The sequence below is a fragment of the Pseudomonas sp. GM78 genome, assembly GCF_000282475.1.
Classification (GTDB): Bacteria; Pseudomonadota; Gammaproteobacteria; order Pseudomonadales; family Pseudomonadaceae; genus Aquipseudomonas.
The window spans coordinates 49,162-61,137 of record NZ_AKJF01000076.1 but is presented as its reverse complement, the minus strand read 5'-3'; the positions used below and the strand labels follow the sequence as shown (position 1 = coordinate 61,137).

Annotated in this window: 12 protein-coding genes; 5 read left to right on the top strand and 7 right to left on the bottom strand. The window is 60.0% G+C overall.

Features of this window, described 5'->3' with window-relative positions; all coding sequences use genetic code 11:
- Positions 1-768 carry a divergent polysaccharide deacetylase family protein gene (locus PMI35_RS19045; protein WP_008058528.1) on the top strand — a complete coding sequence of 256 codons (768 nt, stop codon included), beginning with the start codon at positions 1-3 and terminating at the stop codon, positions 766-768.
- A gap of 111 nt (positions 769-879) precedes the next feature.
- Complete coding sequence (locus PMI35_RS19050; RefSeq protein ID WP_008058525.1) at positions 880-2,181, top strand: Vps62-related protein; 1,302 nt, start codon at positions 880-882, stop codon at positions 2,179-2,181.
- Here the strand turns inward: PMI35_RS19050 and PMI35_RS19055 are convergent.
- The 7 genes from PMI35_RS19055 to PMI35_RS19085 form a co-directional block, all read right to left on the bottom strand.
- Complete coding sequence (locus PMI35_RS19055; protein ID WP_008058524.1) at positions 2,162-2,917, bottom strand: substrate-binding periplasmic protein; 756 nt, start codon at positions 2,915-2,917, stop codon at positions 2,162-2,164. The genes PMI35_RS19050 and PMI35_RS19055 overlap by 20 nt on opposite strands.
- A 78-nt stretch (positions 2,918-2,995) precedes the next feature.
- Positions 2,996-3,766, bottom strand: a complete 771-nt coding sequence (gene hisF / locus PMI35_RS19060; protein WP_007897430.1) for an imidazole glycerol phosphate synthase subunit HisF — start codon at positions 3,764-3,766, stop codon at positions 2,996-2,998.
- A gap of 9 nt (positions 3,767-3,775) precedes the next feature.
- On the bottom strand, positions 3,776-4,513 hold the full coding sequence (gene hisA / locus PMI35_RS19065) for a 1-(5-phosphoribosyl)-5-[(5-phosphoribosylamino)methylideneamino]imidazole-4-carboxamide isomerase (protein ID WP_007972753.1): 738 nt from the start codon (positions 4,511-4,513) through the stop codon (positions 3,776-3,778).
- A gap of 42 nt (positions 4,514-4,555) precedes the next feature.
- A complete protein-coding gene (locus PMI35_RS19070) occupies positions 4,556-4,813 on the bottom strand; it encodes a DUF2164 domain-containing protein (protein WP_008058514.1) in 258 nt (85 codons plus the stop codon).
- Entirely contained in the window at positions 4,813-5,451 is a 639-nt protein-coding gene (hisH, locus tag PMI35_RS19075) for an imidazole glycerol phosphate synthase subunit HisH (protein WP_008058511.1), read from the bottom strand. Before hisH ends, PMI35_RS19070 begins: the two co-directional genes overlap by 1 nt.
- Positions 5,451-6,047, bottom strand: a complete 597-nt coding sequence (gene hisB, locus PMI35_RS19080) for an imidazoleglycerol-phosphate dehydratase HisB (protein ID WP_008058509.1) — start codon at positions 6,045-6,047, stop codon at positions 5,451-5,453. The genes hisH and hisB overlap by 1 nt, the downstream gene beginning before the upstream one ends.
- A 239-nt stretch (positions 6,048-6,286) precedes the next feature.
- Positions 6,287-7,951: an OFA family MFS transporter gene (locus PMI35_RS19085; RefSeq protein ID WP_008058508.1), complete on the bottom strand. Its 1,665-nt coding sequence runs from the start codon at positions 7,949-7,951 to the stop codon at positions 6,287-6,289.
- A 409-nt stretch (positions 7,952-8,360) separates the two neighbouring features.
- Between PMI35_RS19085 and PMI35_RS19090 the strand changes: the two genes are divergently transcribed.
- From PMI35_RS19090 to PMI35_RS19100, 3 genes are read left to right on the top strand one after another with little or no spacing between them, the layout of a single operon-like run.
- Positions 8,361-10,586, top strand: coding sequence for an AsmA family protein (locus PMI35_RS19090; protein ID WP_008058506.1), 2,226 nt, complete (start codon positions 8,361-8,363; stop codon positions 10,584-10,586).
- The gene (mutY, locus tag PMI35_RS19095; protein WP_008058505.1) at positions 10,583-11,650 is read left to right on the top strand and encodes an A/G-specific adenine glycosylase; all 1,068 of its coding nucleotides are present in this window, start codon (positions 10,583-10,585) and stop codon (positions 11,648-11,650) included. Before PMI35_RS19090 ends, mutY begins: the two co-directional genes overlap by 4 nt.
- Positions 11,647-11,919, top strand: a complete 273-nt coding sequence (locus PMI35_RS19100) for an oxidative damage protection protein (RefSeq protein WP_003220737.1) — start codon at positions 11,647-11,649, stop codon at positions 11,917-11,919. The genes mutY and PMI35_RS19100 overlap by 4 nt, the downstream gene beginning before the upstream one ends.
- Positions 11,920-11,976 lie beyond the last annotated feature (57 nt).

Genomic DNA, 11,976 nt, shown 5'->3' with positions numbered 1-11,976 from the left:
ATGCTTTTGCGGGTAGTCCTGGGGCTGTTGTGCTGCCTGGCGGGTGTTGTGCATGCAGCGCCCGCCCCTCAAAAGGCCTATATCAGTCTGATCATCGATGACCTGGGGCAGAGTCTGCCCCGGGATCGCCAGGTGCTGGCCCTGCCCGGGCCAGTGACGACGGCGATCATGCCCGACACTCCGCACGCCACCGAATTCGCCCGCGAAGCCCATCGCGCCGGCAAGATCGTCATCCTGCACATGCCCATGGACCCGGCAACCGGACCTTTCGCCTGGCATCCCGACTTGCCCATCGAAGAGCTCGAGAAACGCCTGAACGCGGCGTTCAAGGTCGTGCCCTACACCGCCGGCATCAATAACCACATGGGCAGCCGCATGACGGCTCAACCGGCCGCGATGGCCTGGTTGATGGCGGACTTACAGCGGCGTCACAAATTTTTCGTCGACAGCCGCACCAGCGCCCAGACCGTCGCCGCGCAGCAAGCCCAGAAGACCGCGCTGGCCAGTGTTTCCCGGGATGTATTCCTGGATGACGAGCGCACTGAAGCGGCCATCTTCACGCAACTGCAGACGGCAATCAGCCTGGCGCGAAAACAGGGCTCGGCGGTGATGATTGGGCATCCGTATCCGCAGACATTGGCGGTACTGGAGCGCGAGTTGCCGAAACTGAAGGCGCAGGGTATCGAGTGGATCGATATCAGGCAGATGATCAGCGTGCGCGGCAATCGCGCCATGGTCGCTCATGGTAAAGACGGCGTTTATCGGTAATAACCGGCTCGAAGTCGATAAATAGTTACCGCCAGATACCCACCTCCATTCTGGATAGTGAACAACAGGTTGCGACTCCCTCTGTCGCATTCTCATCTATCTGGAATCAATATGAACACCCAAGACAGCACCCCATTAGCCGCAAAACGAATCGAATCCATAAAGCACGATAACCTGCTCATCAACTTTACCACCGAGTTCCGCCGCATCTGGGACAGCACCGGTTCGAAATCGAAACCCGCAGCGTTCTGGCGACCGAGTCCCGCTCCTGATTTGCTGCCAGGTTTTTTCCCGCTGGGTGACGTCGTTGCCTCCGGACTCGACAACATCAACGAGAAAAGGATGGTGATGGTTGTCTGCGAGGGCGAACTGTCGAGCGATAGCGGCAAGGAACCAGCTCTGCGTGCGCCCATCGACTTTGAACAAGTCTGGAGCGATGCCGGTTCAGGCGCTAGGGCAAACTGCTCGATATGGCAACCAATCGCTCCAAGTGGCTACGTGGCATTGGGGCAGTTGTGCTCCAACGGCCGCGACAAGCCTTTGCCAAGTGACATTCGTTGCGTACGCAGAGACCTGGTAACCCCGTCATTCATCAGCGACCTGATCTGGGACGACAAGGGCAGCGGTGCAAGGCAGGCCTTCAGTGCGTGGGGTATCTATCCACCGGACACCGCAGCCGGGGAAATCCTTTGTGCACCTGGCACCTTTATCGGGGTGGGCTCTCATACAAAACCTGTAACACACATCACGGCTTACGCCTTACGGATGCCGATCCCCCTGGACATCCAGCCCTCACCCGTAGCTCCAGAACTCACGGGAAACGAACAGCCACTACTTTTTGAGTCGGGCAAGATCACTCAGACGGCTAAACTCCCCTGGTTCACCGTAAAAGATCCCAGTCTCAGGCCTTTTGAGCAATTACGCACATCACCTTTCTACCTCCTGGAAAGAACTGACCAATATGTACTTGTGGGATATGGCAAAAACGATAGCGGCGCACGCCAGACCTATCATTGGCCTGCACGCCGCCCTCAGAGCATGGCGAATGCGGATGTGTTTTCACGCATCACTTCTATTTCGATCGATGGGCAGTGGCCCAAGGGTGCGCCCTCCTTATTCACCGCAAGGTTGAGCACCAGCTTTGCGCTGGTCGATGCATCCGGCGGCTGGGGAGGCCCAACACACGTGGAGGTCGCCGTAGTAGCTGCAAAGAACAAAGCCGTTGCGGCCTATGAGATGCAGAGCACCTTCAGATTGCTGCGGGAAAACAGGACTCAAGTGCCCTGCGAACTCTATTACATCGATGGCAATAGCCTGCACTTGACCGAATATCCACCGGAACAGGAGACTGAAGTAATCACGCCCTCTGTGCCGGAAACAGACTCGCGAACGCCTACAAATACCGCCCCATGATCTCGTCAACCACACCGTCCTTGCGCATCTGATCCAGCGCTGCCTGCAACTTGGCGACGGTCGCCTGCGGCACATCCCTGTTCAGCGCCAGGTACAGTTCGGCGCTGTTGAAACGCAACACGGTCTTGAGTCCGTTTACCCCGTCCTGGCGCGCCAGATAGCGCCCGGCGGGGTCGCCGGTAGCCCACAGGTCGATCTGGCCATTGACCAGTTTCTTCGCATTATCCTGATCGCGCAGCACCACGATTGGCTTCAGGCCCTGCTTGGCGAGCGTCTCGGCAATCGCATCGCCCTTGTAGGCACCAATCCTGTACATGCGCGCGTCCTCCAGAGTGTCGAGGGAGATTTTGCTGTCAGCCTTGGCCAGCATGATCCAGTCGTCCGGCCCGATCGGTCCGACCCACTTGAAAAGCCGCTCGCGGTCCGGCAAACGCGCCATCACGAATGCTCCATAACCGGGGTTTTCCAGGGCGAGTTTGTAGACACGCTCCCAAGGGAAACGCAGGGTCAGGCTATAGGTGACGTTGGCGCGCTTGAACATCTCGCGGACGATATCAACAGCGATGCCATTGATGTTCTCGTCCTGAGCGAAGTTCTTGCCGTTCTTGGCCATGTTGTATGGCGGGAAGTTTTCCGTCAGCAACACCAGTTCCGTGGCGGAGCTGTCTGCGGCGCGTGCGCTACTGATGAGCAACAGGGAAGCGCTGGCGAGGACAAGAAGAATGCGTTTAAACATGTCTGGCTACCGAAATCCATGGCGTACTCAAGAGTGCCCTGAGCCCGCCATGATGTCCACTGGCCTGCACTGGTTTGTTCAGCGCATCACAATTCCGCGATGAGCCATGTAGGCCTTGGCTTCCTGCACGGTGTATTCGCCAAAGTGGAAAATACTCGCCGCCAACACCGCGCTGGCGTGACCTTCGAGAATGCCATCGGCCAAGTGCTGCAGGTTACCGACTCCGCCGGAAGCGATTACCGGAATGCCCAGTGCATCGCTGATGGCGCGGGTTACGCCGAGGTCGAAGCCGTTTTTCATGCCGTCCTGGTCCATGCTGGTCAGGAGGATTTCACCGGCACCCAGGCCTTCCATCTTCTTCGCCCATTCGACTGCGTCGAGGCCGGTTGGCTTGCGACCGCCGTGGGTGAAGATTTCCCAGCGCGGGGTTTCGCCAGGGCCGGAGACCTTCTTCGCATCGATGGCAACCACGATGCATTGCGAACCGAAATGCTGCGCCGCTTCACCGACGAATTCCGGATTGAACACCGCCGCGGTGTTGATCGAGACCTTGTCCGCACCGGCATTGAGCAGGTTGCGAATGTCCTGCACGGTGCGCACGCCACCGCCCACGGTCAGCGGGATGAACACCTGGCTGGCCATGCGCTCGACGGTATGCAGCGTGGTATCGCGACCGTCGACGCTGGCGGTGATGTCGAGGAAAGTAATCTCGTCGGCACCCTGCTCGTCATAGCGACGGGCGATCTCCACCGGGTCGCCTGCATCGCGGATGTTCTCGAACTTCACACCTTTGACGACCCGGCCGTTGTCCACGTCCAGGCAAGGGATGATGCGTTTGGCCAGCGCCATGGTCAGTCCTCAGCCTTTGTACGAATCGCAGAAAGCTTGCGCTTCAGCGACGTCGAGGGTGCCTTCGTAGATTGCACGACCGGTGATCGCACCGATGATGCCTGGCGCCTTGGCGTCGAGCAGCGTCTTGATGTCGCCCAGGTTGTGGATGCCACCGGAAGCGATCACCGGGATCTTCGTGGCAGCAGCCAGCGCAGCGGTGAACGGTACGTTGCAACCCTGCATCATGCCGTCTTTGGCGATGTCGGTATAAACGATGGCGGACACGCCGTCGGCTTCGAACTGTTTGGCCAGGTCGATCACCTGGATGGTGCTGATTTCAGCCCAGCCGTCGGTGGCGACGAAACCGTCCTTGGCGTCCAGACCCACGATCACCTTGCCCGGGAACGCGCGGCAGGCTTCAGCGACGAAGGCCGGATCTTTCACGGCCTTGGTGCCGATGATCACGTAGCTCACGCCCGCTTTCACGTAGTGCTCGATGGTTTCCAGGGAACGGATGCCGCCGCCGATCTGGATCGGCAGGTTCGGGTAGCGCTTGGCGATCGCAGTGACCACTTCGCCGTTGACCGGCTGGCCTTCGAACGCGCCGTTCAGGTCGACCAGATGCAGACGACGGCAACCGCCCTCCACCCACTTGGCTGCCATGCTCACCGGGTCATCGGAGAACACTGTGGAATCTTCCATGCGGCCCTGGCGCAGACGAACACAGGCACCGTCTTTAAGATCGATAGCGGGAATAATCAGCATCTGGCAAACCTTCAAATTCGAATGTTCAGCTTGGCTCGAAAATCAGTTTTTCTCGAGCGCCCACAGGTCGCTTTCGATGCTTTCGAACCTCTCCTTGAGGTGCGTCTGCACATCGAAAATCGCCCTGTTGTAATAGTGCGGAGCAATTTCGCGGGTAAACAGCTCAAGGATTTCGGCCGCTTCGAACGAACCCAGGTCCAGCTCGAAGCGATCCTCCATGAAGCGCTTGATCTTGAGATTGGCCTCGTTTTCCTGTTCAGGAGTGAGGGTCAGGATCGGCGGCTTCTTCTTGGCAGCCATTACCAGCGACCGTCCCACGCGGCGAAGTTCTGCAGCAACTGCAGGCCATGGGTATGGCTTTTCTCCGGATGGAACTGCACCGCGAAACGCGAGCCTTCAGCCAGCGCTGCGGCAAAATCGACCCCGTAGTGACCGCCACCGACCACCTGCCGCGCATTGCCGGCGGCGATGTAGTAGCTGTGCACGAAGTAGAACCGCGCCATGTCCGGAATATCGTGCCACAGCGGGTGACTCACCTTCTGCTGCACTTCGTTCCAGCCCATGTGCGGGACTTTCAGGTGTTCGCCATCCTCGACAAGATCCTTGCCGAAGAACTTCACCTGGCCAGGGAACAGGCCGATGCAGTCGACGCCGTCGTTCTCTTCGCTGTGCTCGAGCAAGGCTTGCATGCCCACGCAGATGCCGAGGAACGGACGATCCTGGCTGACTTCACGCACCAGCGAATCAAAACCCAGGCGACGGATCTCCGCCATGCAATCGCGGATCGCGCCAACACCGGGAAACACCACCCGGTCGGCTTCGCGAATCACGTTCGCATCGCTGGTGATCAGGACCTTGCCGGCACCGACGTGCTCGAGGGCCTTGGCCACCGAGTGCAGGTTGCCCATGCCGTAATCGATAACCGCGACTGTCTGCATTACAGGACGCCCTTGGTCGATGGCATTTGCCCGGCCATGCGGTCATCGAGCTCCACAGCCATGCGCAGCGCGCGGCCGAAAGCCTTGAACACGGTTTCGATCTGGTGGTGGGTATTGGTGCCGCGCAGGTTGTCGATGTGCAGGCTGACGAGTGCGTGGTTGACGAAGCCCTGGAAGAATTCCTGGAAAAGGTCGACGTCAAAGCCGCGGCCCACGTTGGCGCGGGTGTAGGGCACGTGCATCTGCAGGCCTGGGCGGCCGGAGAAGTCGATGACCACCCGGGACAGCGCTTCGTCCAACGGGACATAGGCATGGCCGTAGCGACGGATGCCTTTCTTGTCGCCAACGGCCTTGGCAAATGCCTGACCGAGGGTGATACCCACGTCTTCCACCATGTGGTGGTCGTCGATGTGCAGGTCGCCCTTGCCGACGATATCCAGGTCGATCAGCCCGTGACGGGCGATCTGGTCCAGCATGTGCTCAAGAAAAGGTACACCGATATCAAATCGGGCCTTTCCGGTGCCATCCAGGTTGATCGAGGCTTTGATCTGGGTTTCCAGAGTGTCGCGCTCGACTGACGCCTTACGTTCGGCCATCACCAGCTCCGCAAAATCATTGGGCGAAAAAGGCAACCATTATAGGGGTGCGGGCGCGAAACAGAAACACGGGAGGTGATATCGCTGACGGATAGAATCCCCAGTCGTCGGGGATAGACATGTCCATACAAGCAAAAGATCGCAGCCTCCGGCAGCTCCTACAACGATGGCGTCCACACGATGCTATGCGGACGCTGACTGTAGGAGCTGCCGAAGGCTGCGATCTTTTCAGCATCTTCTTAGTGGAACAGTACTGCCGTCTTCTGCAAGGTCACCCAGACACCCCACGCCAACGGAATTCCCACCACCAGCCAGGCAGCCACCGCCAACGGCTTGGTGCCGGCATCGGCTTTCCACTCCAGCACAGTGCTGCTGTCAGCACCCTTGTCGTGGCCCAGCGCCTGTTCGGCAGCCAGCTCGGCGTCGGTCATGAAGTACTTGTCGGCCACCGGGCGCACCAGCAGGTTGCAGATAAAGCCCAGCACCAGCAGACCCGCCAGGATGTACAACGTGATGTCGTAAGCCGCCGCACGTTCAACGCCAATGCTCAGCTGATATTCACGCAGATAGTTCACCAGCACCGGGCCAAGCACGCCCGCCGCCGCCCACGCCGTCAGCAGGCGACCGTGGATCGCGCCAACCATCTGCGTGCCGAACAGGTCCGCCAGGTAAGCGGGAACCGTGGCAAAACCACCGCCGTACATCGACAGGATGATGCAGAACGCCGCCACGAACAGCGCGACGCTACCCAGATGCCCAAGGTTCGGAATCAGTCCGTACAGGGCAAAGCCCAGGGCGAAGAACACGAAGTAGGTGTTTTTGCGGCCCAGATAATCCGAGAACGAAGCCCAGAAGAAACGCCCGCCGATGTTGAACAGGCTCAGCAAACCGGTAAACCCTGCAGCGATGGCGGCAATCGAAGCCAGTTGCGCGGCGTCCAGCTGACCAAATGTCAGGTCATTGCCCAACAGTTTGCCGGCAAAAACCTCCTGCAACAGTGGCGATGCCATGCCCAGGATACCGATACCCGCCGAAACGTTCAGGCACAACACCAGCCAAACCAGGCGAAATTGCGGCGTTTTCCACGCCACGTTCACGTGCACGTGACGGTGGGTGATCATCGCGTTCGAAGCTTTTTTCGCCGGTGCCGTCCAGCCTTCAGGTTTCCAGCCGGTAGGCGGCACACGATAGGACAACGCGCCGCCGATCATGAACACAAAGTAGATCGCAGCCATGACCAGGAAGCTTTGCCACACGCCGACACTGGTTGGCGAGGCAAAATGGCTCATCAATGCCGCCGCCAGTGGTGCACCGACCATCGCGCCCCCGCCGAAACCCATGATCGCCATGCCGGTCGCCATGCCGCGCTTGTCCGGGAACCACTTGATCAGGGTCGACACCGGCGAGATGTAGCCCAGGCCCAAGCCGATACCGCCAATGACCCCGGAGCCGATCCACATCAGCCAGATCTGGTGGGTATAGACCCCCAGCGCGGAAATCAGCAGGCCGCCGCACCAGCACAGCGCCGAAACGACACCCGCCTTGCGTGGCCCGGCATGCTCCAGCCAGCCACCCCAGATGGCTGCCGAGCAACCCAGGAAGATGAAGAACAGGGTGTAGATCCAGCCGAGCATCGAAATCGGCCAGTCGCACTGCGAAGAAAAGACTTGAGCGATGAAGCTCATGTCTGGCGCACAAGCCACTGGCGCGGTAATGCCCAGAGCTTTGGACAGCGGCAACCAGAACACCGAGAAGCCGTAGGCCATGCCGATGCACAGATGGATGGCCAGCGCGGCCGGTGGCACCAGCCAGCGGTTGAAACCGGGCCTGGCGATGATGCGTTCCTTGGAAAGGAATGAGGGCTGGCCGGCTTGAAGGCCGTCCGCCGTGATGCTCGTGGTCATTGTTTATCCCCCAATTGTCGGTAGTGTTCGCCAGCCACTCTTCACCCTCAGCCTTAATGCACGCAGACATGACTGTTTTTTAGCGAAAAGCTCGTTTTTCCTGCGACATCACGTCACAGAGGGACGGACGAACGGGTGCAGGGTAGCATTTGCCAGCAGCCGAAAAACCAAACTGACATCACGTTTTCGAAGTTGTCTGTTTTCGTACCACCCAAAGGAACCTCCGTTCCGATCATTGTCGAACTCCTTAACAACTTCTTCTTCCGTACAGATCCTGATTACACGTAGGAAAAATCCCTTTTTGCCTGGATGCTCGATGCTCTGCCCTTGTGATCTGCCCGGTCGGTCGCTGCGGAGCGCTATACTCCCCGGCTAAATTTCGAATTCGACTAACTACAAGGACTCGCCCATGAAAGCGTTCGGCAAAATCCTGGGTCTGGTACTTCTCGGGCTGTTGCTGATCGTAGTGGCGCTGGGCTTTGCCCTGACCCACCTCTTCGATCCCAACGACTACAAAGACGAGATACGCCAGATTGCCCGCGACAAGGCCCACATCGAGCTGACGCTCAATGGCGATATCGGCTGGAGCCTGTTCCCTTGGCTGGGCCTGGAACTGCACGATGCGGCAGTCGCCACCCTGGCCAAGCCCGCCGAACCGTTCGCCGACCTGCAGATGCTCGGCCTGTCGGTCCGCGTGCTGCCGCTACTGCGCCGCGAGGTGCAGATGAGCGATGTGCGCGTCGAAGGCCTGAACCTGCGCCTGAACCGCGACAAGGATGGCCACGGCAACTGGGAAGACATCGGCAAGGTGCCCAAGCCTGCAACCACGGCCACGCCGGCCGATTCCACCAGCGAACCCGAGCCGACAACCACCGCCCAGGCGGAAAAACCGGCCCAGCCTATTCGCCTGGACATCGACAGCCTGACCGTCAACAACGCCCGCGTTGAATACAGCGACGAAAAAACCGGCAAGCAATTCAGCGCCGAAAGCATCCAGCTCAGTACCGGCCCGGTGCACGACTCCACCAATATCCCGGTCAAGCTCACCGCATTCCTGGGCACCAACCAGCCGGTTCTGCGGGTGCGCACAGAGCTCAACGGCGAATTGCGCTTCGAGCGCGCGTTGCAGCGCTACAAACTCGAAGACATGAAGCTGTCCGGTGAAGTCGCCGGCGATCCGCTGCAAGGCAAGACCGTGACCTTTGCCGCCCAGGGGCAGTTACTGCTGGACAAGGCTGCCAACGTCGCCGAATGGACCGGGATCAAGGTCTCCGCCAACCAACTGCGAGCGCTGGGTGAGCTGAAGGTCAATGACCTCGACAAGACCCCGCAGGTTAACGGTGGCCTGTCGATTGCCCAGTTCGACCTGGCGAAGTTCGTCGACAGCATCGGCCGGAAACTCCCGGCGATGGCCGAAGGCAGCCTGGGCAAGGTAGAACTGGCCACGCGCCTGGCCGGCACGCCTTCCAGCCTCACGCTCGAAGACATCAACCTGAAAGTCGACGACAGCACCTTCACCGGTCGCATCGCCGTCGAGGACTTCGCCAAGCAGTCCCTGCGCGCCACCCTCAAGGCCGACACCTTCAACGTCGACCGTTACCTGGCGCCGAAGTCAGCCGAGGCCAACAGCGCCAAGCAAGTTCGCCAGGCCGAAGTCGCCAGCACCGAAGCCGATGCCATGGCCGGCGCCGGCAGCACACCGCTGCCGCAATCCCCAACCAAGGAAGCCTGGAGCAACGAGCGCCTGCTGCCGGTGGAACGCCTGAACAAGCTGGATGTAGATGCCGACCTGACCTTCGGCCAGTTGACCCTGGAAAAACTGCCGATCCAGAACGCCGTACTCAAGGCCAACGGCCAAGGTGGATTGTTGACGCTGAGCAGCCTGCGCGGTGACCTGTACGAGGGCAATTTCGAAGCCAAAGGCACCCTCGATGTGCGCCAGCAGGCACCGGTGTTGAACATGCAGACGCAGATCAGCCGGGTGCCCGCGGAAAAAATCCTCGAAAGCCAGGGCAAGGAACCACCGGTCAAGGGCCTGGTTACGCTCAACAGCACCCTTACCGGTAGCGGCAACAGCCAGAAAGCGTTGATCGAAACCCTCAACGGCAACGCCAGTTTCGTCATCAACAATGGCGTGCTGCTCAATGCCAACCTCGAACAACAGTTGTGCAAAGGCATCGCCACGCTCAACCGCAAGGAGCTCAGCGGCGAGCCACGGGGCAAGGACACACCGTTCCAGGAGCTCAAGGGCAACTTGACCTTGCGTAACGGTGTCGCGAGCAACCCGGACCTTAAAGTGCGCATCCCCGGCATGACCGTCAACGGCGACGGTGATGTCGATTTGCGGGTCCTGGGCATGGATTACCGCGTGGGCATCATTGTCGAAGGCGACAAGAGCGACATGCCGGACCCGGCCTGCCAGGTGGGCGAGAGGTTTGTCGGCATCCAGTGGCCTTTGCGTTGCCGCGGTCCGCTGGAGCTGGGCGCCAAGGCCTGCCGCCTGGACAACGAACGCATGGGCCAGGTCGCGAGCAAACTCGCGGGCGAGCGCATCAGCGAAAAAATCGACGAGAAACTGGGCGACAAGGTCAGCCCGGAACTCAAGGACGCACTCAAGGGGCTGTTCAAGCGATGAAAGCCGAGCAGTTTTCAACGGCGGTGCTGGACTGGTTCGACCGCCACGGCCGCCACGATTTGCCCTGGCAACAAGGCATCACCCCCTATCGGGTGTGGGTCTCGGAAATCATGTTGCAGCAAACCCAGGTCAGCACCGTGCTGAATTACTTCGACCGGTTCATGGCTTCACTGCCGACGGTCGAAGCCCTGGCGGCGGCGCCCGAAGATGAAGTGCTGCACCTGTGGACGGGCCTGGGGTACTACACCCGCGCGCGCAATTTGCAGAAGACCGCGAAGATCGTCGTCGAGCAGTACGGCGGTGAGTTTCCCCGGGACGTGGAAAAACTCACCGACCTGCCCGGCATCGGCCTGTCCACGGCCGGCGCGATCGCCAGCATCAGCATGGGCCTGCGCGCGCCCATCCTCGACGGCAACGTCAAGCGCGTGCTGGCGCGCTTTACCGCACAAGAGGGATACCCGGGCGAGCCGAAGGTCGCCAAACAGCTTTGGGCGAACGCTGAGCGTTTTACCCCGCACGATCGGGTCAACGCCTACACCCAGGCAATGATGGACCTGGGCGCCACGCTCTGCACCCGCAGCAAGCCGAGCTGCCTGCTCTGCCCGCTGGAAAAGGGCTGTGAAGCGCACATGCTCGGCCTGGAAACCCGCTACCCGATTCCCAAGCCGCGCAAAGCCATCCCTCAGAAGCGCACGCTCATGCCGATGCTCGCCAATGCAGAAGGTGCGATCCTGCTTTATCGCCGCCCTTCCACGGGCCTTTGGGGCGGTTTATGGAGCTTGCCGGAACTCGATGACCTCGACGACCTGCAACACCTCGCCTCGCAGCACTCGCTGGCGCTGGGCAACCCGCAGGCACTGCCGAGCCTGGTGCACACCTTCAGCCATTTCCAGTTATCCATCGAACCCTGGCTGGTTCAGGTCCAGGAGGCTGGCCATCACGTGGCCGAGGCCGACTGGCTCTGGTATAACCTCGCCACCCCGCCGCGCCTGGGCCTTGCCGCCCCGGTCAAGACCTTGCTCGAACGCGCGGCCGCCGTATTGAACGCAGGAGAGTCGTCATGACCCGCACCATCATGTGCCGCAAGTACAAAGAAGAATTGCCCGCCCTGGAGCGCGCTCCATTCCCGGGCGCCAAAGGCCAGGACATTTTTGACCACGTCTCGGCCAAGGCCTGGGCCGACTGGCAAAAACACCAGACCCTGCTGATCAACGAAAAGCGCTTGAACATGATGAACGCCGAAGACCGTAAATATCTTCAGGGCGAGATGGACAAGTACTTCTCCGGCGAGGATTACGCCAAGGCCGAAGGCTACGTGCCGCCTGCCGAGTAAGCCCGTAAAATCGGGGGTCGGATCGTAAGCGACGGTAATAATTAAATTTTTTTTGAT

Excerpts from the sequence above, each read along its gene's own strand:
- PMI35_RS19045 (WP_008058528.1), top strand. The coding sequence starts at position 1 with ATGCTTTTGCGGGTAGTCCTGGGGCTGTTGTGCTGCCTGGCGGGTGTT.
- PMI35_RS19050 (WP_008058525.1), top strand. The coding sequence starts at position 880 with ATGAACACCCAAGACAGCACCCCATTAGCCGCAAAACGAATCGAATCC.
- PMI35_RS19055 (WP_008058524.1), bottom strand. The coding sequence starts at position 2,917 with ATGTTTAAACGCATTCTTCTTGTCCTCGCCAGCGCTTCCCTGTTGCTC.
- hisF (WP_007897430.1), bottom strand. The coding sequence starts at position 3,766 with ATGGCGCTGGCCAAACGCATCATCCCTTGCCTGGACGTGGACAACGGC.
- hisA (WP_007972753.1), bottom strand. The coding sequence starts at position 4,513 with ATGCTGATTATTCCCGCTATCGATCTTAAAGACGGTGCCTGTGTTCGT.
- PMI35_RS19070 (WP_008058514.1), bottom strand. The coding sequence starts at position 4,813 with ATGGCTGCCAAGAAGAAGCCGCCGATCCTGACCCTCACTCCTGAACAG.
- hisH (WP_008058511.1), bottom strand. The coding sequence starts at position 5,451 with ATGCAGACAGTCGCGGTTATCGATTACGGCATGGGCAACCTGCACTCG.
- hisB (WP_008058509.1), bottom strand. The coding sequence starts at position 6,047 with ATGGCCGAACGTAAGGCGTCAGTCGAGCGCGACACTCTGGAAACCCAG.
- PMI35_RS19085 (WP_008058508.1), bottom strand. The coding sequence starts at position 7,951 with ATGACCACGAGCATCACGGCGGACGGCCTTCAAGCCGGCCAGCCCTCA.
- PMI35_RS19090 (WP_008058506.1), top strand. The coding sequence starts at position 8,361 with ATGAAAGCGTTCGGCAAAATCCTGGGTCTGGTACTTCTCGGGCTGTTG.
- mutY (WP_008058505.1), top strand. The coding sequence starts at position 10,583 with ATGAAAGCCGAGCAGTTTTCAACGGCGGTGCTGGACTGGTTCGACCGC.
- PMI35_RS19100 (WP_003220737.1), top strand. The coding sequence starts at position 11,647 with ATGACCCGCACCATCATGTGCCGCAAGTACAAAGAAGAATTGCCCGCC.